The following is a 24611-nucleotide window of genomic DNA, read 5'->3' on the forward strand; positions in this document are numbered from 1 at the left end:
GGACGGCTTTCCCATGGGGGCTGGGCACGATCACGGGCACGGGCACTCGCATGTGCCGACCAGCGGTACGGCGGCTGCCGCGTACCGCGGGAGACTGCGGGTGGCGCTGGCGATCACGCTCGGCGTCATGGTGGTCCAGATCGTCGGCGGTATCGCCGCCGACTCGCTCGCCCTGGTCGCGGACGCGGCGCACATGGCGACGGACGCGGTCGGCCTGGGCATGGCCCTGCTCGCCATCCACTTCGCGAACCTCCCGCCGAGCACGACCCGCACCTTCGGCTACGCCCGCGCGGAGATCCTCGCCGCCCTGGCCAACTGCCTGCTGCTGCTCGGCGTCGGCGGCTACGTCCTGTACGAGGCGGTCCAGCGGTTCTTCACGCCTGCGGACACCGAGGGCGGCCTGATGATCGTGTTCGGTGCGATCGGCCTGGTCGCGAACATGATCTCGCTGACGCTGCTGATGCGCGGCCAGAAGGAGAGCCTGAACGTGCGCGGCGCCTTTCTGGAGGTGGCCGCGGACACGCTGGGCTCGCTCACGGTGCTGATCTCGGCGGCGGTGATCCTGGCCACCGGCTGGCAGGCCGCCGACCCGATCGCCTCGCTGGTGATCGGCGTGATGATCGTGCCGCGCACGCTGAAGCTGCTGCGCGAGACCCTCGACGTACTGCTGGAGTCGGCGCCCAAGGACGTCGACATGAACCAGGTGCGGGCCCACATACTCGCCCTGGACGGCGTCGAGGACGTCCACGACCTGCACGCCTGGACGATCACCTCCGGCATGCCGGTGCTGTCCGCCCATGTGGTGGTGCGCTCCGACGTCCTGAACGCGATCGGCCACGAGAAGATGCTGCACGAGCTCCAGGGCTGCCTCGGCGACCACTTCGACGTGGAGCACTGCACCTTCCAGCTGGAGCCGGTCGGACACGCGGAGCACGAGGCCCGGCTCTGTCACTGAAACAACCGTACGGTCCGACAAGACGTCAGTACGGACGGAATGCAGCGATCCGGTGGTCGGTCGCGTCCTCATGCCCACAGCGTCCCTTCGAGCGGTTCCGCACCCGCCGCGCCGGGCACGATCAACTGCCGGGAGTGTCGGATTCGTACGGCACACTTGGGGCGCAAGACCGAGGCGAAGGATGGGTATGCCGATCACACCTGCCACCGCGACGCACCGTGCGTCGAACGGCACCGCGGACGCGATTTTGCTGGAACTGGTCGACGAGAACGGTGTGACGATCGGCACCGCGGAGAAGCTCGCCGCCCATCAGCCTCCCGGTCAGCTGCACCGCGCCTTCTCCGTGTTCCTCTTCGACGAGCAGGGCCGGCTGCTGCTCCAGCAGCGCGCGCTCGGCAAGTACCACTCCCCCGGCGTCTGGTCCAACACCTGCTGCGGCCACCCCTACCCCGGCGAGGCGCCCTTCGCGGCCGCGGCCCGCCGGACGTACGAGGAGCTCGGCGTCTCCCCGTCCCTGCTCGCCGAGGCGGGCACGGTCCGCTACAACCACCCGGACCCGGACTCGGGCCTGGTGGAGCAGGAGTACAACCACCTCTTCGTCGGCCTGGTGCAGTCCGCGCTGCGGCCGGACCCGGAGGAGGTCGGCGACACGGCCTTCGTGACCCCCGCCGAGCTGGCGGAGCGCCACGCGAAGGACACCTTCTCGTCCTGGTTCATGACCGTCCTCGACGCGGCCCGCCCAGCGGTCAGGGAGCTGACGGGCCCGTCGGCCGGCTGGTGAGGACGTAGTCGGGGGTCAGGGCACGCGCACGGGTTTGAGCGGGACGGCTGCCCAGATCACCTTGCCGCCGCTCGCCGTGTGCTCGACGTCGCACACACCGCCCGCCTCCCGGGTCACCTCGCGGACCAGGAGCAGCCCGCGGCCGCCGGTCTGGCCGTGGTCGGCCTCCAGGGCGGTCGGGCGGTAGGGGTGGTTGTCCTCCACCGAGACCCGCAGCCACTCGGCGCCGACGGCGACCTCCACGGCGAGCGTCGGCGACAGCAGTGCCGCGTGCCGGACGGCGTTCGTGACCAGCTCCGACACGATCAGCAGCACTCCCTGCACCAGATCGTCCGCGGCCGGTACGCCCTGGCGGTGGAGCAGGTCCCGGACGGCGTGCCGGGCCTGCGGAACCGAGGCGTCGACGGCTGGGGCGGTGAACCGCCAGACGCCCTCGTACGGCAGTGGATGCGGTGGCCGCTGGACGAGCGACTCGTCCGCGCCACCTCCTGGGCGTGGGCCGGACCCGCGCCCGTGGTTCTCCATCGTCCGGTCGCCACCCTCGCGCTCGATTGTCACCACACGTCGAGTGTTGGTAACGCGCAGGTCCAGACCGTAGAACTGAACACAAGTCAGCGGGTATCGAGCGTTTCTGACCGTTGGCGTATGACACGGTCAGTTGTGGGACCGCTCCGACGCCGCTTGTGCCGACTTCACGAACTATTCGGGTTGTACGGGTTTGACGCCGCCGCCGTCCGGCCCGCCCCGGCCGTCACTGTCGGTGACCATCTGCTCGGAGACCATGCTGACGACCCGGCGGCCGCCGTAGCCGGTCGCGATCAGGCCGAGTCCGTCGAAGAGCAGGGCGAGGGAGAACAGCGTCCCGATGACGTACCTGCTGCTGGGCCAGGCACTCAGTACCAGGATGCCGAGGAACAGGTCGAAGGCGCCTTGCAGCAGGGTCCAGCCCATCTGCGGACCGCGCACCACCAGGCTGCCGACCAGCCGGAACAGCCCGCCGGTGAGGAACAGCAGGGCGGCGAACATGGCCAGCGCCTCGGCCGCCGCCTCCGGCCTGCGGATCACCACCACGCCGGCCGCGATGTTCAGCGCCGCGACGACCACGCCCAGCCAGAAGAAGTTGCTGCCGCGGGCCTGGACCGCGTGTCCCAGGCCGACGACGCCGCCGATCAGCAGCAGCCAGCCGAACAGCAGCATCGTGGTCAGCGTGGCGAACGCCGTGTAGAGCAGCCCGACCAGTCCGCCGACGACCAGCAGCACACCGAGGGCGCCGAGCCAGCCGAAGCCGCGCTTGAGTTTCGCCGCCTCGCCCGTGGGTCTGCTGGACCTCGTCATCGCACCTCCCGGTTCGGTCTGCTCCCGTGTACCCCGTTCGGAGCGAACGGATAGCATCCGCCGCATGGAGCCCCAGCTGTTGCACAGCGTCACCGACTCGGTCGCGACCGTCGTCATCCACCATCCGGCCAAGCGCAACGCGATGACGGCCGCGATGTGGCGGGCGCTGCCGCCGCTGCTCGAAGCGCTGGCCGCCGACAGGGCCGTACGGGCGCTGGTGCTGACCGGTGAGGGCGGGACGTTCTGCGCGGGCGCCGACATCTCCACGCTGCAGGGGTCGCCCCAAGAGGCGCAAGGGTTGGCCGTGGCCGCCGAGGAGGCGCTGGCCGCCTTCCCGAAGCCGACGCTGGCCGCGATCCGGGGGCACTGTGTGGGCGGCGGGTCCCAGCTGGCGGCGGCGTGCGATCTGCGGTTCACCGAGGAGGGGGCGCTGTTCGGGGTGACACCGGCCAAGCTCGGGATCGTCTATCCGGCTTCCTCCACGCGGCGGTTGGCGTTGCTGGTGGGGCCGTCCGCCACCAAGTACCTGCTGTTTTCCGGTGAGTTGATCGACGCGGAACGAGCGCTGCGCACGGGCCTGGTGGACGAGGTGCTGCCCGACGGTGAACTCGGCAAGCGCGTAACGGAGTTCACCCGGGTCCTGGTGTCGCGTTCCCAGCTGACGCAGGCCGCTGCGAAGGAGTTCGCGGACGGGCGTACCGACCGCGACGAGCACTGGGCGGAGCAGGCACGCGGAAGCGGCGACACCGCGGAGGGCGTCGCCGCGTTCCTGGAGCGCAGGCAGCCGCGCTTCACCTGGAACGTCCCTACGCCAGGCTGAAGCGGCTGTTGGTGCGGAACTCCTCGACGAGGTGCGCGGGCGCCTTCTGCGGGGAGCCGGCGTCGTAGGGCGGCCGCGGGTCGTACTCGGTCAACAGCTGGACGGCCTGGGCGTGTTCGTCACCGGCGATCTTCCCGACCAGGGTCAGTCCCATGTCGATGCCGGAGGAGACGCCGGCCGCGGTGATGTACTTGCCGTCCGGTACGACCCTGTCGCCCGTGGGCTCGGCGCCGTACTGCGGCAGGAAGTCGAGGGTGAGCCAGTGGGAGGTGACACGACGGCCCTCCAGGAGGCCCGCGGCGGCGAGCAGCAGGGAGCCGGTGCAGACGGAGGTGGTCCAGGTGCTGGTGGCGTCGGCGGTCCTGAGCCACTCCAGCAGGACCTCGTTCTCGATCTCGGCGAAGGTCCCGGGCCCGCCCGGCACCACCACCACATCGGGGTGCGGTACGTCCGTCAGCGCCTTGTCGGCGGTGAGGGCGAGGAACCCCGTGTCGGCCCGCACAGGGCCCGCGGTCTCGGCGACGAAGTCGACCCGCGCGTCCGGGATGCGGCTCAACGCCTCGTAGGGCCCCACGATGTCGAGGGCGGTGAAACGGTCGTAGAGGACCATGGCGATCTGCATGGTGCTTCCTTTCGGCAGGTTCTGGGTGGTCTCAGTGGGCCGGTACGGGGTGGAACCGGCGGCGGTACTCGGCCGGGGCCGCCCCGAGGGTCTTGACGAAGGCGCGCCGCATGGCCTCGGGGGTGCCGTAGCCGCTGGCCCGGGAGACCTCCTCGACACCGTCGGTGGTGTCCTCCAGCAGGCGGCGGGCATGTTCGAGGCGGACCCGGTCCACGTACCGGCCCGGGGTCATCCCGGTCTCGGCCTGGAAGGCGCGGGCGAAGTGGCGTGGGGAGAGGCTGGCGCGGGTCGCCAGGGTCTCGACGCTCAGATCGGCGTCGGGGTGCTCGGTGATCCAGCGCTGGACCTCCCTGAGCGGCTCCCGCCGGGCGGTCTGCGCGGCGAGCTGGGCGCTGAACTGGGCCTGGTTTCCGGGCCGGCGCAGGAAGACCACCAGGTGGCGGGCGATGCCGAGGGCCACGTCCCGGCCCAGGTCCTCCTCGACGAGGGCGAGCGCCAGGTCGATGCCGGAGGTGACGCCGGCGGAGGTGGCCACGTGCCCGTCACGCACGAAGATGGGGTCCGGGTCCACCTGCACCTCGGGGTGGTCACGGGCGAGTTTGTCGCAGTACGCCCAGTGGGTCGTGGCACGGCGACCGTCCAGCAGGCCCGCCGACGCGAGCAGGATGGCGCCGGTGCAGACGGAGACCAGCCGCTCGGCGCAGGTGCCGTGCGCACGCAGCCAGTCGACCAGCTCGGGCTGGGGCGTGCGGGTGCCTTCGCCGCCCGGGACGAGGAGGGTGTGCGGGTCGGACACCTCGGCGAGGGAGACGTCCGGTACGACGGTCAGGCCGCTGGAGGCGCGGACGGGGCCGCCGTCCGGGGAGGCCGTGCGGATGCGGTAGGTGCCCGGCCGGTGCTTCTCGGCGCCCGCGAAGACCTCCAGCGGGCCGGTGAGATCGAGGCTCTGTACACCGTCGAAGAGAACGAAGAGAACGGTTCGCTGCGCCATGCCTTCAATTGTTCGGAGCCGGCACCATGACCACAATGACGGGCTCCCCACCTTTCCTGCCATGAGCGCGCACGAGCCCTCGGGAACGTACCAAGCGGTTGGTAACCTTCGCCCATGACTACTGCCGCCCTGGAGCCGCGTGCCGGCCGCCGCTGCCACAACATGCTCAACTCCCTGCACTCGACGTCCTACTTCGCCCCCGAGCTGGGCCAGGAGCTGGGCGCCCTCGGGATCACGCACCCCAGGGCCGTCAACTTCGCGGTGCGGGCGGCCGCGCTGGGGCCGGTCGGGGCGGGGGCGGTGACGGCGACGTTCTACAACTACAAGCACGACCTGGTGGCCCGGCACCTGCCCGCGGTGTGGACGATCGCCTCGCCCGCGGACGTCCTCACGGCACGCGCGCGTGCGGTCGACGCGACGCTGCGGCGGCTGCTGGGCGAGGCCGCCCTGACGTCCCCGGAGATGACGGAGGCCGCCGGGCTCGCCCTGCGCGCGACCGAGGCGTGCTCGCGCAGCGCCCGGCCGCTGTACTCGGCCCACGCGGACCTGGCGGTGCCCGAGGAGCCGCACCTGGCGTACTTCCACGCCACGACGCTGCTGCGGGAGCACCGGGGTGACGGGCATCTCGCCGTGCTGATGTCGGCCGGGCTCGACGGGCTGGAGGCCGTCGTCACCCACACGGCGACCGGCAGGGGGATGACGCCGAAGTGGGTGTTCACTACGCGTGGCTGGAGCCAGGAGGACTGGGACGCGGCGTCGGGACGGCTGCGTGAGCGCGGTCTCCTGGACGACGCGGGCGAGCTGACTCCGGAGGGGGTCGCGCTGCGCGAGCGGATCGAATCCGAGACGGATCGGCTCGATCGGGCGCCGTATGAGCACCTGGGGGCGGAGGGGGTCGTGCGGCTGACGGAACTCGGTGCGGGGTTCGCACGGGCGGCGGTGGCAGCGGGGGCGTTCCCCCCGGACCTCCTCGGCAAGGCCTGAAGGGGCTCCGCCCCTTCAGGCCTTGCCAGGGGGCTGCGCCCCCTGGACCCCCATCGGCCTTCGGCCTCGTCCTCAAACGCCGGACGGGCTGAGAATCCCGGGCATCGCATAGCACGCCCGAGGCGCGGTACCCGGTGCTCAACCCGAGAAAGGAGTCATCACGTGTTCCGTGCAATCGCAGACGTGCTCCGGCAGACAGGCGGTGCCGTCGCCACGGTCGTGACGTTGCCGTTCCGGGCTCTCGCCCAGCTCTTCGGAGGTGCTTCGAGCAGTACACGCAGTCGTAGGGCTTGATTCCGACCCGCCGCGACGGGCCACGTCGCCGCCCTGATCCCCGGTTGTCGGTGCCACCTGCCACAATTGCCGCGCAACCTCAGTGAGAAGGCGGGACGGGATCGTGACGACACCCCTCGTAGGGTCCATCGAAGGCAGGATCGCCGCGGAGCTCGGCGTACGGGAGCGGCAGGTGAAGGCTGCCGTGGAGCTGCTCGACGGCGGTTCGACGGTGCCTTTCATCGCCCGCTACCGCAAGGAAGCGACCGAGATGCTCGACGACGCGCAGCTGCGCACGCTCGAGGAGCGGCTGCGCTATCTGCGGGAGCTGGAGGAGCGGCGGACGGCGATCCTCGACTCGGTGCGTGAGCAGGGCAAGCTGACCGAGGAGCTGGAGGCGCAGATCCGTGGCGCCGAGACCAAGGCTCGGCTCGAGGACATCTATCTGCCGTACAAGCCGAAGCGGCGGACCAAGGCGCAGATCGCCCGCGAGGCCGGGCTCGAGCCGCTCGCCGAGGGGCTGCTCGGTGACCCGACCGTCGAGCCGCTCGCCGCTGCCGCCGCGTTCGTCGACGCCGACAAGGGTGTGGCCGATCCGCAGGCGGCCCTCGACGGCGCCCGGGCGATCCTCACCGAGCGGTTCTCGGAGGACGCCGACCTGATCGGCGAGCTGCGCGAGCGCATGTGGGGGCGCGGCCGGCTGGCCGCGAAGGTGCGGGACGGCAAGGAGGAGGCCGGCGCGAAGTTCTCCGACTACTTCGACTTCGCCGAGCCGTTCACCGAGCTGCCCTCGCACCGCATCCTGGCGATGCTGCGCGGCGAGAAGGAGGAGGTCCTCGACCTCGTCCTGGAACCCGAGGAGCCGACCGACGGCCCTTCCTCCTACGAGGGGATCGTCGCCCACAAGTTCCAGATCGCCAACCGTGGGCGTCCCGCCGACAAGTGGCTCACCGACACGGTCCGCTGGGCCTGGCGGACCCGGATCCTCGTGCACCTCGGCATCGATCTGCGGCTGCGCCTGCGCACCGCCGCCGAGGACGAGGCCGTGGGGGTCTTCGCGGCCAACCTCCGTGACCTGTTGCTCGCCGCGCCGGCCGGTACACGGGCGACGCTGGGGCTGGACCCCGGCTTCCGTACGGGCGTCAAGGTCGCCGTCGTCGACGCCACCGGCAAGGTGGTCGCCACCGACGTCATCCACCCCCACGTCCCGGCGAACAGGTGGGACGAGGCCATCGCCAAGCTGGCGCGGCTCGCGAAGGAGCACGCGGTCGAGCTCGTGGCGATCGGCAACGGCACCGCGTCCCGCGAGACCGACAAGCTCGCCGGTGAACTGATCGGCAAGCACCCGGAGTTGAAGCTCACCAAGGTGATGGTGTCCGAGGCCGGCGCCTCCGTGTACTCGGCCTCCGCGTTCGCCTCGCAGGAGCTGCCCGACATGGACGTGTCGCTGCGCGGCGCCGTGTCCATCGCGCGCCGCCTCCAGGACCCGCTGGCCGAGCTGGTGAAGATCGACCCGAAGTCGATCGGCGTCGGCCAGTACCAGCACGACCTGTCCGAGGTGAAGCTGTCGCGCTCGCTGGACGCGGTGGTCGAGGACTGTGTGAACGGCGTCGGTGTGGACGTCAACACCGCCTCCGCGCCGCTGCTCGCGCGCGTCTCCGGCATCACCTCCGGCCTCGCCGAGAACATCGTGTCCCACCGGGACGCCAACGGACCGTTCACCTCCCGCTCGCAGCTGAAGAACGTGGCGCGGCTCGGCCCGAAGGCCTACGAGCAGTGCGCGGGCTTCCTGCGGATCCGCGGCGGTGACGACCCGCTGGACGCGTCCAGCGTGCACCCCGAGGCGTACCCGGTCGTCCGGCGCATGGTGAAGACGTCCGGTCAGGAGGTGGCCGCGCTCATCGGCAACACGGGCGTGCTGCGGTCGCTGAAGGCGAACGACTTCGTGGACGAGACGTTCGGTCTGCCGACCGTGACCGACATCCTGAAGGAACTGGAGAAGCCCGGGCGCGACCCGCGTCCCGCCTTCAAGACGGCCACCTTCAAGGAGGGCGTCGAGAAGATCTCCGACCTGTCGCCCGGCATGGTCCTGGAGGGGGTCGTGACCAACGTGGCCGCCTTCGGGGCGTTCATCGACGTCGGTGTCCACCAGGACGGTCTGGCCCATGTCTCCGCACTGTCGAAGACGTTCGTCAAGGACCCGCGGGACGTGGTCAAGCCCGGTGACATCGTCAAGGTGAAGGTCCTCGACGTGGACATTCCACGCAAGCGGATCTCGCTGACGCTGCGCCTCGACGACGAGGCGGCCGCGCAGGGCCAGCAAAGCGGAGGCGGCGGCGAGCGCCGACAGCGCGGTGGACGCCCGCCGCAGCAGCGTCAGGGCCGCGGCGGTGGCGCCGGTGGCGGCTCCCGTCAGGCGCCGCCCCCGGCGAACAGCGCCATGGCCGACGCACTGCGCCGCGCGGGTCTGGTCGACCCCAAGCGCGGCAAGCGCTGAGACGACACACCGGCCCGGACTCCCCAGTACGACACGGAGGGTCCGGGCCGGTTCGCCCGTAGGGTGATGGCATGCCGACGTCGCGCGTCATCACCTGGGAAGTGTCGGAGAGCGAGGGCATCGAGACCGCCTGGATCGAGTTCGCCGACGACGTCCTGCGCGGCCGTGGCCGAGCCGTCGGCAGGGTTCCGGAGCCGTACGGGATCTCGTACGAACTGGACACGAGCGAGGCGTTCGTGACGCGTCGGCTGAAGGTCACGGTCGAGTCGACGGGCGGCGTACGCGCGCTCGACCTGCGGCATGACGGAGCGGGCCGGTGGACGGCGGACGGTGAGCACCTGCCCGATGTCGAGGGCGCCGTCGACTGCGACCTGGGGCTGTGTCCGCTCACCAACACGATGCCGGTGCTGCGGCACGGTCTCCATCTGGCGCCCGGGGAGCGGGAGTTCCTGATGGCCTGGGTGTCGGTGCCCGATCTGGCCGTCCTCCCCTCCCGGCAGACGTACACCCATCTGGGAGATCACCGCGTCCGCTTCGTCTCCGACGACTTCCGCAGCGACATCAGGTTCGACGAGGACGGCTTCGTCGTCGACTACCCGGGGCTGGCGACCCGGCTCGGCTAGGGGGTGCTGTGCGGGACTTTCACAACACCCCCTAGTCCTGAGGGCGCGGCCCGTTGAGCCGAGTGCAGTAGCACGAGCGGCCGGCCGGATGCGGGCGGGCGAAGCTGGACGCCCAGTCCGCGAGCCCCGCCGCAGCCCAGGGTCCGCGAGCCCCGCCGCCGCTCAGGGAGAACCGATGCCGACCCCCGTCCCATCCCGCCGCCGCTCCCCGCTCGGGTCCCGTCTGGGCGCGGTCTCCCTCGTCACCGTCTGCCTGACCCTGCTGTCCCCGGCCGTCCCGGCCACCGCGGGCGCCGTCACTCCGCCCGGACCGCACACCGACGCCGCGCTCCAGCGGCAGCTGGCCGACCTGGTCCGCACGCCCGGCGGCCCGCCCGGCGTCATCGCGGTACTGCGGGACGGCACCCGTACGCGGGTGGTCCGGGCCGGTGTCGCGGACCTGGCGACGGGCCGCAGACCGGGCCCTGACGACCATATGCGCATCGCCAGTACGGCCAAGGCGTTCAGCGGCGCGGTGGCGCTGTCCCTCGTCCACCGCCACCACCTGAGTCTCGACGACACCCTGCGCAAGCGGCTGCCCCGCCTGCCCAGGGCCTGGGGCGCGGTGACGCTGCGCCAGCTGCTGAACCACACCAGCGGACTGCCCGACTACTCACGGGCCCCGGCGTTCGTGAACACCGTGATGGCGAACCCCCGGCACCGCTTCGACTCCCGTCGGCTGCTGGACTACGTCGCCGGCCAGCCGCTGCGGTTCCGGCCGGGCTCCCGGTACGAGTACTCCAACTCCGACAACATCGCCGTGGCGCTGATGGCCGAGGCGGTCACCCGCGTCCCGTACGAGCGTCTGCTTCAGGAGCTCGTGTACCGCCCGCTGGGCCTGTACCGGACGAGCCTGCCGCAGGGCTACCGGATGCCGAGGCCCTATCTGCACGGCTATGACGTGAGCCCGCCCGAGCCGCCCGAGGACGTCAGCGAGGTGCTCGGCATGTCCGGTGTGTGGGCCTCGGGCGGCATCGTGTCCACGCCGGCCGACATGACGCGCTTCATCCGCGGCTACGCCGGGGGACGGCTGTACGGACCCCGCGAGGTGCGCGAGCAGCGGCGCTGGATCCCCGGGGCGGCGTCCGAGCCGGCCGGGCCGGGACGCAACGCCGCCGGGCTCGCCCTCTTCCGGTACACCACCCGGTGCGGGGTGGTGCTGGGGCACACCGGCAACACGCTCGGCTACACGCAGCTGATCGCCGCGACGCCGGACGGACGCCGGTCGCTGACCTTCTCGGCCACCACGCAGATCAACGAGGCCACGAAGCCCGATCTACTGCGGAGACTTCGGGCCGTGCAGGAGAACTTCGTGTGCGCCCTGCTGAGCCCCGGCCGGCACTGACACACCCGCCCCGACGAACCCGCCTGCGACGGCCCTAGCGTTCGGTCACCTTGCCGTCGGCGACCTCCAGACGGCGAGTGACGTGGACCGCGTCGAGCATGCGGCGGTCGTGGGTGACCAGGAGCAGGGTGCCCTCGTAGGCGTCCAGGGCCGATTCCAGCTGCTCGATGGCCGGCAGGTCGAGGTGGTTGGTGGGTTCGTCCAGGACGAGGAGGTTGACGCCCCTGCCCTGGAGGAGGGCGAGGGCGGCGCGGGTCCGTTCGCCCGGGGAGAGGGTGGCGGCCGGGCGCAGGACGTGGTCCGCCTTGAGGCCGAACTTGGCCAGGAGGGTGCGGACGTCCGCCGGTTCGGTTTCCGGGACCGCGGCGCAGAAGGCGTCCAGCAGGGACTCCTCGCCGTGGAAGAGCTTGCGGGCCTGGTCGACCTCGCCGATGAGGACACCGGAGCCGACGTGCGCCTGCCCCGCGGTCAGCGGGACGCGGCCCAGCAGGGCGGCCAACAGCGTCGACTTGCCGGCGCCGTTGGCGCCGGTGACCGCCACCCGGTCCGCCCAGTCGATCTGGAGGGAGACCGGGCCCAGGGTGAAGTCGCCGCGCCGTACCTCGGCATCCCGCAGGGTCGCGACCACCGCGCCCGAGCGGGGTGCCGAGGCGATCTCCATGCGCAGTTCCCACTCCTTGCGCGGCTCCTCGACGACCTCCAGGCGTTCGATCATGCGCTGGGTCTGGCGGGCCTTGGCGGCCTGCTTCTCGCTGGCCTCGCTGCGGAACTTGCGGCCGATCTTGTCGTTGTCGTTGTTCGCCTTGCGGCGTGCGTTCTTGACGCCCTTGTCCATCCAGGCGCGCTGCGTCTGGGCCCGGTCCTGGAGGGCGGCCTTCTTGTCGGCGTACTCCTCGTAGTCGTCGCGGGCGTGCCGGCGGGCCACCTCGCGTTCCTCCAGGTAGGCCTCGTAGCCGCCGCCGTAGAGGTTGATCTGCCGCTGGGCGAGGTCGAGTTCGAGGACCTTGGTGACGGTGCGGGTGAGGAACTCGCGGTCGTGGCTGACCACGACCGTCCCGGCGCGCAGACCGGTGACGAAGCGTTCCAGGCGCTCCAGGCCGTCGAGGTCGAGGTCGTTCGTCGGCTCGTCGAGGAGGAAGACGTCGTAGCGCGACAGCAGCAGCGAGGCCAGCCCGGCGCGGGCCGCCTGGCCGCCCGACAGGGACGTCATCGGCTGGTCCAGGTCCACCGCGAGGCCCAGCGAGTCGGCGACCTCCTCGGCCCGCTCGTCGAGGTCGGCGCCGCCCAGGTCCAGCCAGCGCTCCAGGCTCGTCGCGTACGCGTCGTCCGCGCCGGGTGCCCCGTCGACGAGGGCCTGCGTCGCCTCGTCCATCACCCGCTGGGCCTCGGCCACACCGGTACGGCGGGCCAGGAACGCCCGCACGGTCTCGCCGGGACGCCGCTCGGGCTCCTGCGGGAGGTGACCGACGGTCGCGGTCGGCGGGGACAGCCGCAGCTCGCCCTCCTCCGGCACGAGCAGCCCGGCGAGCAGCCGCAGCAGCGTGGACTTGCCCGCCCCGTTGGCCCCGACCAGCCCGATCACGTCGCCGGGCGCCACGACGAGGTCGAGCCCGCTGAACAGGGAACGGTCACCGTGTCCGGCGGCGAGATTCTTGACGACGAGGGTTGCGGTCACAGGGAGCGATCCTAGTGGGCCGTGCGCCTGAGGAGTGGGTGGGCTGGTGTCGGACGGCGGGTGCGGGGAGTGTGTGGCTGGTCGCGCCCACGCGGCGGAGCCGCACATTGGATACAGCCCCGACAAGCCCGCAGACACCAGACGACACATCTCGGCACCCCCTTGGGCCGGCTACCGAGCCATCGACTCCACCAACACACTCCCCGAAGTCCGAGCCACGACGAACGACTCCCCCTTCACCGCCTTCGCGTCCAGCGCGATCCGATGTCGCCCCGCTTCCAGGATGCCGTCGAAGACCTCGTGGGTGTGGGTGCGGTAGAGGCGGTCCAGGCGGTACGCCGTCAGCCGTACCCGGCAGGGCGAGGTCACCTCCACCCCCGCCTCACCATCCGCGGCGACCAGCCGGGTCAGTCGGCGCTGTTCCTCCGGACTGCGGTCCAGGGCGTGTTCGATCTGCGCGACCAGCAGCGGCACGATCGGCGCGAGGCCGTCCACGTACGCCACCTCCACCCCGGCGTCCGTAAAGGCGCGGCGCACGCCGGCGCGCTGCTCCGCCCCGATCCCCCGGCCGAAGGCCACGGCGCCGTAGGTGCGCAGTTCGTCGACGGCGACACCGCTCACGTCGTGGGTGATCTCGGCGCCGATGCCGATGGTGCGCAGCGCGGCGGCGAGCTTGGCCAGGACGGCGACTCGGGCGCCGATGAGGAGCACCCGGCGGCGTGGTGCCTCGGCCGCCTGGTCGAGGAGGGCGCCGAGCGCCGCGCGGTACTCGGTGGCGCGGAAGCGGAAGGGGCCGATGCCGTGGTAGCCGTTGAGCTCCAGGTCGGCGTGTTCGTCGGTCTGCCAGGCGAAGTCCCGCCAGATGTAGTCCTCGCCGTCCTTGTCGATGAGCGCGGTGACGGCGCCGCAGGCGAGGTCCTCGCAGTCGGGGCAGCCGTAGATGACGTACCGGCCGCCCGGAAGCGGCGCTTCCGCCTCCAGCAGGAGGCTGCGGACCTGGGCGGTGAAGATGGCGGGCGGGACGTCGGAGGCGAGCGGGGAGACGGCGTCGAGGTCGGAGAGCTGGAACAGCAGCGGGCGCCCGTCGACGATGAAGTCCACGAAGTCCCGGTGCACCTGGTAGTCACCGTTGGCGAGGACGCCACCGGCACGCATCGCCGGTGCCAGGCCGAAGGTCGCGTACTCGGCAGACATGCTGTGAGTATCCCCAGGACGGGACCGATATGAGCGCGGCATGACATATTCCGCTAATCACCCCGGCGCCACCTCAGCGGTTGCCGGGGGCGCGTTGATGGACCCGGGGGCGCGGGAGGCCGTCCTGCTCGCCTCCCGCGCCCCCGGTGACCGGACCCGCTCAGTCGTGGTCGTGGCCCAGCGGGTCACCCTCCGTCTCGGTGCCGGGGCCCGGGCCGACCCTGATCTCGAAGTCGCCGTCGTACCTCTTGTGGCCCTCGATCACGGCGAGTTCCACGGCCTCCGAGCCCATCGCGTTGCGCACGATGACCGGGTCCCGGCGCAGGTCGCGCATGAGGGCGACGCACATGACGATCATCACGAGGACGAACGGCGCGGCGGCCAGGATCGTGAGGTTCTGCAGGCCGGTGAGCGCGTCGCCCTGGCCGCTGCCGACGAGCAGCATGATGGCGGCGACGGCTCCGGTCACCACACCCCAGAACACGACGACGAAGCGGCCGGGTTCCAGGGCTCCCTTCTGGGAGAGCGTGCCCATCACGATGGAGGCGGCGTCGGCTCCGGAGACGAAGAAGATGCCGACGAGGATCATCACGAGCAGGCTGGTGACGGTGGCGATGGGGAACTCCTGCAGAACGCCGAAGAGTTGCCCCTCGGGGGTGTCCTCGCCGCCGAGCGCGCCGCCTTCCTTCAGCTTCATCGCCGTACCGCCGAAGATCGCGAACCAGACAAGGCTGACGGTGCTGGGCACGAGGATGACGCCGCCGACGAACTGCCGGATGGTGCGGCCCCGGCTGATCCGGGCGATGAACATGCCGACGAACGGCGTCCAGGAGATCCACCAGGCCCAGTAGAAGACCGTCCAGCTGCCGAGCCAGTCCGCGACGCCCTCGCCGCCGCTCGCCTCGGTGCGGCCGGCGAGCTGGGGCAGGTCGCCGAGGTAGGCGAAGATCGAGGTGGGCAGCAGGTCGAGCACGATGATCGTGGGGCCCGCGATGAACACGAAGACCGCGAGGATCAGGGCGAGCACCATGTTGGTGTTGGACAGCCACTGGATGCCCCGCTCGATGCCGGAGATGGCGGAGGCCACGAAGGCCAGCGTCAGCACGGCGATGATCGCGACGAGCAGCCCGGTGCTCACGTCGTCCATCCAGTCCAGCTCCTGGAATCCGGAGCCGATCTGGAGGGCGCCGAGGCCCAGGGAGGCCGCGGAGCCGAAGACGGTGGCGATGATCGCGAGAATGTCGATCACCCGGCCGCCGGCGCCGTTGGCGTGCTTCTCCCCGATCAGCGGGGTGAAGACCGCGCTTATGGTCTGGCGCCGGCGTTTGCGGAAGGTGCTGTAGGCGATGCCGAGGCCGACCACCGCGTAGATCGCCCAGGGGTGCAGCGTCCAGTGGAACAGGGTGGTGGCCATCGCCGTCTCCATGCGTTCGCCGGAGTTGGCGGGGTCCGTGCCCGGGGGCGGGGTCGTGTAGTGCGAGAGCGGCTCGCTGACGCCGTAGAACATCAGGCCGATGCCCATGCCGGCGCTGAACATCATCGCGACCCAGGACACGGTCTTGAACTCGGGTTCCTCACCCTCGGCGCCGAGGTGGATGCGGCCGTAGCGGCTGACCGCGAGCCACAGCGCGAAGACCACGAAGCACGAGGCGGCGAGCATGAACGCCCAGCCGCCGTTGTGGATCAGGCCGTTCAGCATCTTCGTGGACACGCTCTCCAGCGAGTCCGTGGCAGCCCAGCCCCAGATCACGAAGGCCACGGTGATGACGGCGGTGACGCCGAACACCACTCGGTCCGTGCTGGGGTGGCCGGAAACGTCCGACGGACCTTCCCGGCCGCCTCTCTTCTTCAGATCCTCAGTCATCTGCGGCACCTTCCCCGGTGAACGGTGGATACGCCGGTTCCACGTCGTCTCCCAGGACCTACCACAGATCCCGTCGATCTCAGCCGTTTGTGCAGTCGGTGTCGGGTTCACCAGCCGTGATGCGATACGGGGCGCGCTCGTCGAGGAGCAGCGGAACGAGGTTGCGCAGGGACTGGCGGAGCGGGACCAGGGCGCCCGCGGAGGTCACCCTGGACTTCACTCCGTGCAGCGCCAGTTCGTCCTTGACCTGCCGGTACTGCTCCGCGGTGAGCCGGTAGCCGCAGGGCGGGTCCTGGATCACCTCGCCGGGTTCGGGCCGGTCGTTGTCGGCGCCGCCGACGTGGACGGGCCCGGTGTCGGCGAAGCCCGCGAGACGGGCCGTACCGGTCGCCGCCTCGACCTGTCGGCGACGGACATCGGTGAAGTCGAACAGCCCGTCCAGCGCGGCCAGTTGGGAGGAGACCCGACGCCGGTTGTTGAGCGACTCGTCGGCCTTCTCCTCCTCGGTCAGGGGGTCGACGCGGCTCTCGATGAGCAGGCCCACCGAGTGCTTGACACCGGACATGTTCCGCAGGATGCGTTCCTGTCCGTCACCGGCGACCTGCTTGATCGGTTCGCCCGTCACGGGGTCGGTCCAGATGCCGTACGTGCCCGTCGAGTAGCCGGAGCCGGTCGCGGCGGGGCGCACATAGGCCTGGGACAGGGTCCGCGCCTCGTCGTGGACGTGGGTGTCCGTGTTGAGGTTGCGCGGCCACAGGTCGAACAGGTCCTTGTCGTAGTACCGCGGTGTGGCGCCGTACTCGTGCAGGTCGTAGATCACGTCGGGGCGTTGGTCGCGCACGACCGCGGCCATGGCGCGCCCCTCGGCGGTCTGCAGCGCGAGGTGGTCGCGGTTGATGTCCACGCCGTCGCTGTTGCCCCGGGTGTCGGCGGCCCGGCCGTCGGGGTTGGCGGTGGGCACGACGAGCAGGGTGGTGCGCTCCAGGAAGCGCCGGGTCCGGCGGTCCTCGGCATAGGCCAGATCGCGGATGGTGGACAGACAGGCCTCGCGGCCGGAGGGCTCGTCGCCGTGCTGGCTGCACACCAGCAGCACCTTGTTCGGGGTGGGGCGGGTGCCGATTCGGACCAGCTGCAGCGGACGGTCCTGTTTCGTCGTACCGATGCGGGTGACGGAGACCCGGTCGCTCGCCCTGTCGACGGCCCTGAGGAAACTCTGCTCCTCGGGCTGGCTGGTCCAGCGGGCGCCGTTCGACTGCTCGAAGCCGGTGCGCGGCGAGGAGTCGGCGGCCTGGGCGGGGACCGCCACGAGGGAGGCGGCGAGGGCTGTCGCGGCAAGGGTCAGGGTTCGGATACGGGTCACCGGCCGCCCTCCGGGACGCGGTGGACGGTGCGCGGCGGGGCCACGCCGTCGAGGGGCGCCGCCTCGGGAGCCGCGGCGACGGATCCCGCCGTGGCACGGGCGAAGGCGTGGGCGCCGCCGACCAGCGGGACGCGGGCCTTCGTACGGGAGAGGTCGACGGTGAGGGTCGGCTTGGTCGACGGCGGGTCGATCAGGTCCTTGTCGGTGCCCGCGACGATCAGGGCGAGCCGGTGGCCGGCCGGGATCACGTGGTCGGTGGCGGCCAGGTCGAGGGTGATCGTGTAGGCCTTGCCCGGGGTGAGAGGCCGGCCCTCGTGGTCCGAGGCGTGGTTGCCGAGGTCGGCCCAGCCGCGGCTGACCACCGTGTAGTCGACGTCGGCGGTCTTGGCCTTCGTCTCCTTGAAGCAGGCGCTGTCACCGGTGGTGCTCACGCCCCAGCAGGTGCGGTCGGTGAGCGTGCTGATGCCCTCGCCGCTCGCCGCGTAGTCGCGGATGGTGTCGGGGCCGAGGTCGACGAGGACGGCGGAGAGGTGGGCCGTCGAGGTGGTCGGGGTCGCGGTGACGGTGACCTCGGAGGAGCCGGACAGCCGCAGGTCGCGGGTGAGCGGCTTGGTCACGAAGCCCGCCTTGTCGGGGGTGGAGCGGTCGATGTGCGCGGCCCAGTCGGTCTCGCCGTGCTGCGGGTCGTCGGTGAAGGTCTCGGTGCCCTTGCCCTGGCGCAGGCCCAGGGTGCCGACACCGGCTTCGCTGCCCTTCGCGGGGCGCAGGGTGGTCGTGTCGGTGCCGCGCGGCGGCCACACCTGGGAGGTGACCCACTGGTCGGGGTGGCGTTCGATGTCGGCCATCGGCTCGCGGTCGATGCCGTTGTCGTAGCCGAGGAGTTCGTGGTCGAACCAGCGGTGCAGGGTCTTGACCCACTCGGCACGGCGGAAGTCGAAGGGGTCGACATGGCCGGTCTGGGAGAGCCAGATCTTGCGCTCGACGCCGTTCTTCGCGAGGGCGTCCCACCACTGGCCGACGTGCTTCATCCGCACGTTGAGGTCCTGCATGCCGTGGATCAGGAAGACGCTGGCCCGGACCTTGCGGGCGTCCTTCACGTAGTCGCGCTCGGTCCACAGGGGCGTCCAGTCGCCGGTGCGCGGGGCTCCGTCGACGAGTTTCTGCTGGACGGCGGCGCACTTGGCGCGGGCGTCGGGGCTGTCGACGTAGTCGGACAGCGCGTCGGGGCCGGAGTCGTAGAGCGGGGCGCCCTGCTGGAAGTAGTAGTCGTACCAGGAGGAGATGGCACTGATCGGGACGATGGTCTTCAGTCCCTCGACTCCGGTGGCGGCGACGCCGTTGGCGATGGTGCCGTCCCAGCTCTTGCCGATCATTCCGGTGCGGCCGTTGGTCCAGGTCGCCTTGGCCGTGGTGGTGCCGGTGCGGGTCGTGTACGCCTTGGCGCGGCCGTTCAGCCAGTCGACGACGGCCTTCGCGGAGAGGATGTCGGAGCGGCCGCCGACGTCGACGCAGCCGTCGGAGCGATTGGTGCCGGCGAGGTCGACGCCGACGAAGGCGTAGCCGCGGGGCACGAAGTAGTTGTCGTAGAACAGCGGCATCTGCACGACGTGGCCGTCGGCGTCGTACGTCTTCTTCTGGCTCTCGTTGCCGCGTCCGCAGCAGGAGTAGTAGGGGCTGGCGTCCATGACGACGGGCACCTTGCGGCCCTGCGCGGCCGTCTCGCGGGGCCGGACGACGTCGACGGCGACGCGGTCGTGCCGTCCGTCGCGGTCGAGATCGAGCCCTGTGTCCACCCATACGGCCTCGCGGATGGCGTTCTCGTACGAGTAGACGGGCTCGCTCTCCCGCGGGGCGGCGGCCTGGGCCGCGGCGGGGGCGAGGAACGTGGCCAGCAGGGCGGCTGTGGCCGCCGCCGCGAGCTGTCTGAAGATCGTGAGGCGCATGCGTTTCGGCATGCGCGGACGGTACATCGGTGAACTCCCGTGCAGAAGAGGGCGGCTGATGACCCATGAGGTCCCTGGTGGCCGATAAGCGCCCCTGGGGCGGGTCGGGCCATTGCGGCCGAATGGCGATCGTGTGACAGAGGTGGTCATGGACACATCGGAGCCACAGGTACTGAATAGGCTCCGGACAGACTTCGGGCCCCTACGACTTGGAGCTTTCGTGCACCGCAGAATCATGGCGCCGGGCGCGCTCGCAGCCGCCTCTCTGATGCTGGCGATCCCGGCGTCGGCCGCGAGCCTCTCCCCCGGTGCCCCGGGCATCGGCGACCCCTACTACCCGGCCTACGGCAACGGCGGATACGACGTCTCGCACTACGACCTCCGGCTCAAGTACCAGCCGGCCACGGACGAGTTGCAGGGGACGGCGACACTGCTGGCGCGCACCACGCAGGATCTGTCCCGGTTCAATCTGGACTTTCTGCTGGACGTCGGCGAGGTCCGGGTCAATGGCGTGAAAGCGTCGTTCGCGACGTCCGGCGAGCACGAGCTGGAGATCACCCCGGCGAAGCCGTTGGCCAAGGGCACGGCCGTCACCGTGGTCGTGCGCTACCGCGGAGTGCCGTCCTCGAAGGAGGCGTACGGGTTCAACGCCTGGCTGCGCACCGCGGACGGCGGGGTGGCCGCGGGTGAGCCCGAGGGGGCCTGGTGGTGGTTCCCGAGCAATGACCACCCGCGTGACAAGGCGACCTTCGACGTGTCGGTGCAGGTGCCGGACGGTACGCAGTTCATCTCCAACGGCACCTTGCAGTCGACGAGTTCGCGGGCCGGCTGGACCCGCTACAACTGGCGCTCCAACAAGCCGCAGGCCACCTACCTCGCCACGTTCGCGGCCGGCAGGTTCGACGTCACGACCGGGACGTCCGAGAGTGGGATTCCGGTCATCAACGCCTACAGCAAGGACCTCGGTGACACCGCGGGCGCGGCGCGGGCGAGCGTCGAGCGGACCGGGGAGGTCGCCGACTGGCTGACCGAGTACTTCGGGCCCTATCCGTACAACGCGCTCGGCGGGTACGTGCCCAACACGCCCGCCGTCGGGTACGCCCTGGAGACCCAGACCCGGCCCTTCTACAGTCCCCGCCAGTTCGCGAGCGGCTCGAACGTCTCCGTGGTCGTGCACGAGCTGGCCCACCAGTGGTACGGCGACGACGTGTCGGTCCAGGACTGGAAGGACATCTGGATCAACGAGGGCTTCGCGCGCTACGCGCAGTGGCTGTGGTCGGAGCACGAGGACGAGGGGACGGCGCAGGAGATCGCCGACTACGTGTACGCCTCGCATCCGGCCGACGACCCGTTCTGGACGGTGAAGCCCGGTGATCCCGGGCCGGAGAACCAGTTCCACCTGGCGGTCTACGACCGGGGTGCGCTGGCCCTCCAGGCGCTGCGCAACGAGATCGGCGACGACGCCTTCTTCGCCGTCCTCAAGGGCTGGCCGCAGAAGTACGCCTACGGCAACGCGTCGGTGACCGACTTCCAGCGGTACGCCGAGGAGGTGTCCGGGAAGCCGCTGGCGGCGCTCTTCGACACGTGGCTGTTCCAGCCGTCGAAGCCGGGCGCTGCCGCGGCTCGGGCGGCGTCGGTCGCGAAGGTGGCCGGGGTTCCTGTGCAGCCGAAGTCCTGGAAGAAGATCGCTGCGACCAATGACGTGCACGAGCATTGAGTGCGCCTCAGCATGTGCCACGTCGTGTCCGTGGGCGACCGCAGGTGCTTCGTGGCTTGTCGCGCCCACGCGGTGGAGCCGCAAATCGATACAGCCCCGCACCCCTCAGGGGGTTGCAGTGCGGCTGAGTAGATCGTCCCGTCCTATCGCCTCCGTCCGGGTCGACGGGACCGTGCATGCGTGGGCGCCGGCGATCGTGCCGTACAAGGCGCTGCGCCGGGGGGTCTCGCGGTTCAGCCAGGCGTAGAGGAACGCGGCGGCGAAGGCGTCGCCCGCGCCGTTGGAGTCCACCACCGGCGCGGGCGGTGTCGCGGCGGGTACGTGGGTCAGCTCGTCGTCGGCCAGGACGTACGCGCCCTTCGCGCCTGCCGTGGCCACGACCGCCTCGGCCCGGCCGCGATCGGCGATCCGGCGCATCGTCCGCTCGGGGTCGGCCAGTGCGGCGGCGGACAGGAAGACGACGTCCGCGGCGTGTGCGAACGGCTCGTGGTACGGGTTCTCGCCGTCCCAGTCGTGCAGGTCGGTGGAGAGCGTCGCGCCCGACTCGCGCAGGAGCGGCAGGGCGTGGGCGCAGGGCTGGGTGATGGTGACGTGGACGTGGCGGCTCGCCTCGGCCAGGGCGCGCACCGTGGCCTCCGGGAAGCGGTCGTCGACGTGGGCGCGGCTCGTGTCGTACAGCGACAGCCGTCGGCCGTCGGGGCCGACGAGGTTGACGGCACGCTTCGTCCCCGCGGGCTGGGGGATCGCGGTGAGCGCGATGCCCTTCTCGCGGTGCAGGGCGCGGACCAGGTCACCCTCGGGGTCGTCACCGAGGAAGTCGAGGTGATGGGTGCGCAGACCGAGGGCGCTCAGTCCCAGGGCCACGAAGTCACCGGTCTGACCGGCGCGTGTGCGGATCCCCGAGTCGATCATGTAGCTGTCGGCGTACGGGAGCGGCAGCTCGGGGACGTGCACGATGGTGTCCACTCCGGCGCCGCCCAGTACGAGTACGTCGATGTCGCGGCTCAACTCGCGCCCTCCCCGTGGTCGTAGACCGTGACGGCGATCCCCCGGCGCACCAGCCGCTCGGTGATCAGCGGTTCGACACGGGACCACTTGCCCCCGGCCAGACCGCACCCTATCCGGGGCATGTGCACGGACGCGTCGAGTTCCGCGGCCTTGTCGGCCAGCCTTTCCAGCGCCGCGTCGATCGCCTCGTAGCGCACGGGCACGCCCTTGCTGCCCGTGCGGATGCCGCGCTGCCCGACCATGTTGGCCACCCAGACGTACGGCTCGACCTGGACGAACTGGACCGCGCCCAGCCCGAAGTCGTTCCCGGCGCGCTCGCGGTGCCATGCGCGGTAGGACTTCTCCGGCTGCGGCCAGCGGCGCGATATGGCCAGGACGAAGCCCTTCCCCCATCCCCCTATGTCGTTGCAGACATGGGCGATCACCTTGACGCCCTTCACCGACGGAACGGTGGCGTCACCCCGGATGTAAGTGATCTCCGACATGACGCCACCGTAGACGCCGCCACTGACAACGGCCTCCGCCTTTTCGGGGAGTTACTTCGTGAGTTCCGCCAGCTCCTGGTCCTCCGTCTTCGCCACCCGTCGTCGGATGGCGTACCAGCCGCCGACCAGCATGACGGCGATGACCGGGATGAGGAGGAGGGTCTTGCGGCCGACCTCGGGGTCGTTCCACATCAGGGCGAGTACGGCGACCAGGAAGGCGATGGTCACGATCTCGGTGACCGGGCTGCCGGGGAGGCGGAAGCTCGGCCGGGTGACCAGGCCCGCCTTGGCGCGGCGGACGAAGAGCAGGTGGCAGATCATGATGATCACCCAGGTGGAGATGATGCCGAGGGAGGCGACGTTCAGCACGATCTCGAAGGCCTGGCTGGGCATGAGGTAGTTCAGGCCGACACCGAGGACGCACACCGCGCAGGTGAGCAGGATGCCGCCGTAGGGAACCTGGCTGCGGTTCATGCGGGCGGTGAACTTCGGAGCCGAACCCGCCATCGCCATCGAGCGCAGGATGCGGCCCGTGGAGTACAGGCCGGAGTTGAGCGAGGACATCGCCGCGGTCAGGACCACCAGGTTCATCACGTCGCCGGCGCCCTCGACGCCGATCTTCGACAGGACCGTGACGAACGGGCTCTCGTCGGCCGAGTAGACCGAGCCGGGGAGGAGGAGGGCGAGGAGGACGACCGAGCCGACGTAGAAGAGGCCGACGCGCCACATGATCGAGTTCACCGCGCGCGGGACGACCTTCTCCGGCTCGGCGGTCTCGCCCGCTGCGACGCCGACCAGCTCCAGCGCGGCGTACGCGAAGATCACGCCCTGCATGACGAGGACGACCGGCATCAGGCCGTGCGGGAAGACGCCGCCGTTGTCCGTGATCACGTCAAGGCCGGGGGTCTGGCCGCCGACCTCGTGCTGGGTGGCGAGCAGGAAGATGCCGACGAACATGAAGGCGACGAGCGTGGCGACCTTGATGATCGCGAACCAGAACTCCATCTCGCCGAAGATCTTCACCGAGATCAGGTTCACCGCCAGGACCACCGCGAGGGCGGCCAGGGCGAGCACCCACTGCGGGATGTCGGTGAACAGGCTCCAGTAGTGGGTGTAGAGCGCGATGGCGGTGATGTCGGCGATACCGGTCGTCGACCAGTTCAGGAAGTACATCCAGCCGGCGACGTAGGCGCCCTTCTCGCCGAGGAACTCACGCGCGTACGACACGAAGGAGCCGGACGAGGGGCGGTAGAGGACGAGCTCGCCGAGGGCACGGACGACGAAGAAGGCGAAGATGCCGCAGACCAGGTAGGCGATGGCCAGGGCCGGGCCCGCGTTGTGGAGGCGGCCGCCGGCGCCGAGGAAGAGGCCGGTGCCGATGGCGCCGCCGATGGCGATCATGTTGACGTGGCGGGCCTTGAGGTCCTTGCTGTAACCGGCGTCGCCCGCGTCCGCGGGCATCTGGGCCGCGTCGCTGCGGGGTGCGGCCACGGCCGTGTTCACGGCGTCCTTGCTCACGGGTGGTACCACTCTCTGGTGCTCCCGAGCGGGTCGCGCTCGGGTGTCCGGACGTACGTATGGCCTGCGTCTTCGGTAAAGGCGCAGACCAAGGGGTCACCTTCCCCCAGAGCACGCGGCTCACGCGGTGGCGGATGTCACAGAGCGTTACTTCTCACATGGTGCTTCCGCGCCGTCCTCATCGGTCACCGGAGGTGTCACAGCACTGGTGAGACAGCGATACTGCTGCACATGACGAGCGGCACCGAGGAGACGACCCTCACGATCGACGAACTGGCCGCGCGGGCGGGTGTGACGGTGCGCACGGTGCGGTTCTACGGCACCAAGGGGCTGTTGCCGCCGCCGGTGCTCGGTCCGCGCCGCGTGGGGCACTACGGGCGCGACCATCTGGCTCGGCTGGCGCTCATCGAGGAGTTGCAGCAGCAGGGGATGACGCTCGCCGCGATCGAGCGGTATGTGCAGCAGCTGCCGCCTGGGCTGGACGCGCATGATCTCGCCATCCATCGGGCCGTGGTGGCGTCGTGGGCGCCGGATGCCGTGGAGACGGTGACGCGGGGGGAGCTGGAGCGGCGGGCGTCATCC

At 70.7% G+C, this 24611-nt stretch carries 22 protein-coding genes; 10 read left to right on the top strand and 12 right to left on the bottom strand.

All coding sequences use genetic code 11. The features are described from left to right. The first annotated feature begins 13 nt into the window (after window positions 1-13). Window positions 14-955 (top strand): cation diffusion facilitator family transporter, encoded by a 942-nt coding sequence (locus L0P92_RS10455; RefSeq protein WP_234762254.1) that lies wholly within the window; start codon window positions 14-16, stop codon window positions 953-955. 187 nt (window positions 956-1142) lie between these two features. Next, complete coding sequence (idi, locus tag L0P92_RS10460) at window positions 1143-1736, top strand: isopentenyl-diphosphate Delta-isomerase (RefSeq protein WP_234762255.1); 594 nt, start codon at window positions 1143-1145, stop codon at window positions 1734-1736. A 15-nt stretch (window positions 1737-1751) separates the two neighbouring features. Here the strand turns inward: idi and L0P92_RS10465 are convergent, their stop codons facing one another. Beyond that, on the bottom strand, window positions 1752-2261 hold the full coding sequence (locus L0P92_RS10465; RefSeq protein ID WP_234762276.1) for an ATP-binding protein: 510 nt from the start codon (window positions 2259-2261) through the stop codon (window positions 1752-1754). 174 nt (window positions 2262-2435) lie between these two features. After that, on the bottom strand, window positions 2436-3071 hold the full coding sequence (locus L0P92_RS10470; protein WP_234762256.1) for an HdeD family acid-resistance protein: 636 nt from the start codon (window positions 3069-3071) through the stop codon (window positions 2436-2438). 64 nt (window positions 3072-3135) lie between these two features. On the opposite strand from L0P92_RS10470, the gene L0P92_RS10475 reads away from it, so the two are divergent. After that, window positions 3136-3891: an enoyl-CoA hydratase/isomerase family protein gene (locus L0P92_RS10475; RefSeq protein WP_234762257.1), complete on the top strand. Its 756-nt coding sequence runs from the start codon at window positions 3136-3138 to the stop codon at window positions 3889-3891. Here L0P92_RS10475 and L0P92_RS10480 read toward each other — a convergent pair. Beyond that, window positions 3878-4513 carry a DJ-1/PfpI family protein gene (locus L0P92_RS10480; RefSeq protein ID WP_234762258.1) on the bottom strand — a complete coding sequence of 212 codons (636 nt, stop codon included), beginning with the start codon at window positions 4511-4513 and terminating at the stop codon, window positions 3878-3880. The genes L0P92_RS10475 and L0P92_RS10480 overlap by 14 nt on opposite strands. A gap of 31 nt (window positions 4514-4544) precedes the next feature. Continuing rightward, a complete protein-coding gene (locus L0P92_RS10485; RefSeq protein ID WP_234762259.1) occupies window positions 4545-5504 on the bottom strand; it encodes a GlxA family transcriptional regulator in 960 nt (319 codons plus the stop codon). Window positions 5505-5618: 114 nt separating this feature from the next. Here L0P92_RS10485 and L0P92_RS10490 point away from each other — a divergent pair, with 114 nt between their 5' ends. The 5 genes from L0P92_RS10490 to L0P92_RS10505 all read left to right on the top strand — a co-directional run bounded on the left by L0P92_RS10490 (window position 5619) and on the right by L0P92_RS10505 (window position 11265). Then, window positions 5619-6488 (top strand): SCO6745 family protein, encoded by an 870-nt coding sequence (locus tag L0P92_RS10490; protein ID WP_234762260.1) that lies wholly within the window; start codon window positions 5619-5621, stop codon window positions 6486-6488. Between the two features lie 162 nt (window positions 6489-6650). Continuing rightward, the gene (locus L0P92_RS45200; protein WP_308289684.1) at window positions 6651-6782 is read left to right on the top strand and encodes an LPFR motif small protein; all 132 of its coding nucleotides are present in this window, start codon (window positions 6651-6653) and stop codon (window positions 6780-6782) included. 103 nt (window positions 6783-6885) lie between these two features. Continuing rightward, a complete protein-coding gene (locus tag L0P92_RS10495; RefSeq protein WP_234762261.1) occupies window positions 6886-9258 on the top strand; it encodes a Tex family protein in 2373 nt (790 codons plus the stop codon). A gap of 71 nt (window positions 9259-9329) precedes the next feature. After that, the gene (locus tag L0P92_RS10500) at window positions 9330-9881 is read left to right on the top strand and encodes a putative glycolipid-binding domain-containing protein (protein WP_234762262.1); all 552 of its coding nucleotides are present in this window, start codon (window positions 9330-9332) and stop codon (window positions 9879-9881) included. Window positions 9882-10056: 175 nt separating this feature from the next. Continuing rightward, window positions 10057-11265 (top strand): serine hydrolase domain-containing protein, encoded by a 1209-nt coding sequence (locus tag L0P92_RS10505; protein WP_234762263.1) that lies wholly within the window; start codon window positions 10057-10059, stop codon window positions 11263-11265. A gap of 34 nt (window positions 11266-11299) precedes the next feature. On the opposite strand, the gene abc-f is transcribed toward L0P92_RS10505, so the two are convergent. From abc-f to L0P92_RS10530, 5 genes are all read right to left on the bottom strand, one after another. Next, entirely contained in the window at window positions 11300-12940 is a 1641-nt protein-coding gene (gene abc-f / locus L0P92_RS10510) for a ribosomal protection-like ABC-F family protein (protein WP_234762264.1), read from the bottom strand. A 171-nt stretch (window positions 12941-13111) separates the two neighbouring features. Further along, on the bottom strand, window positions 13112-14134 hold the full coding sequence (locus tag L0P92_RS10515; protein ID WP_234762265.1) for an oxidoreductase: 1023 nt from the start codon (window positions 14132-14134) through the stop codon (window positions 13112-13114). Window positions 14135-14294: 160 nt separating this feature from the next. Further along, window positions 14295-15998: a BCCT family transporter gene (locus L0P92_RS10520; RefSeq protein ID WP_234762266.1), complete on the bottom strand. Its 1704-nt coding sequence runs from the start codon at window positions 15996-15998 to the stop codon at window positions 14295-14297. Between the two features lie 79 nt (window positions 15999-16077). Next, on the bottom strand, window positions 16078-17358 hold the full coding sequence (locus L0P92_RS10525) for a M14 family metallopeptidase (RefSeq protein ID WP_234762267.1): 1281 nt from the start codon (window positions 17356-17358) through the stop codon (window positions 16078-16080). Then, on the bottom strand, window positions 17355-19313 hold the full coding sequence (locus L0P92_RS10530) for a Xaa-Pro dipeptidyl-peptidase (RefSeq protein WP_234762268.1): 1959 nt from the start codon (window positions 19311-19313) through the stop codon (window positions 17355-17357). The genes L0P92_RS10525 and L0P92_RS10530 overlap by 4 nt, the downstream gene beginning before the upstream one ends. A 208-nt stretch (window positions 19314-19521) precedes the next feature. On the opposite strand from L0P92_RS10530, the gene L0P92_RS10535 reads away from it, so the two are divergent. Next, window positions 19522-21018 (top strand): M1 family metallopeptidase, encoded by a 1497-nt coding sequence (locus L0P92_RS10535; protein WP_234762269.1) that lies wholly within the window; start codon window positions 19522-19524, stop codon window positions 21016-21018. Between the two features lie 105 nt (window positions 21019-21123). Here the strand turns inward: L0P92_RS10535 and L0P92_RS10540 are convergent, their stop codons facing one another. Genes L0P92_RS10540 through L0P92_RS10550 form a run of 3 tightly spaced genes read right to left on the bottom strand, consistent with a single transcriptional unit; the run spans window position 21124 to window position 24029 of the window. After that, complete coding sequence (locus L0P92_RS10540) at window positions 21124-22026, bottom strand: PfkB family carbohydrate kinase (RefSeq protein ID WP_234762270.1); 903 nt, start codon at window positions 22024-22026, stop codon at window positions 21124-21126. Continuing rightward, on the bottom strand, window positions 22023-22511 hold the full coding sequence (locus tag L0P92_RS10545) for a macro domain-containing protein (RefSeq protein ID WP_234762271.1): 489 nt from the start codon (window positions 22509-22511) through the stop codon (window positions 22023-22025). Before L0P92_RS10545 ends, L0P92_RS10540 begins: the two co-directional genes overlap by 4 nt. 51 nt (window positions 22512-22562) lie before the next feature. Then, complete coding sequence (locus tag L0P92_RS10550) at window positions 22563-24029, bottom strand: amino acid permease (protein WP_234762272.1); 1467 nt, start codon at window positions 24027-24029, stop codon at window positions 22563-22565. 231 nt (window positions 24030-24260) lie between these two features. Between L0P92_RS10550 and L0P92_RS10555 the strand changes: the two genes are divergently transcribed. Next, window positions 24261-24611, top strand: a 351-nt coding sequence (locus L0P92_RS10555) for a MerR family transcriptional regulator (RefSeq protein ID WP_234762273.1), incomplete at its 3' end; no start/stop codon positions are given.

The organism is Streptomyces muensis, assembly GCF_021474425.1.
Taxonomy (GTDB): Bacteria; Actinomycetota; Actinomycetes; order Streptomycetales; family Streptomycetaceae; genus Streptomyces; species Streptomyces muensis.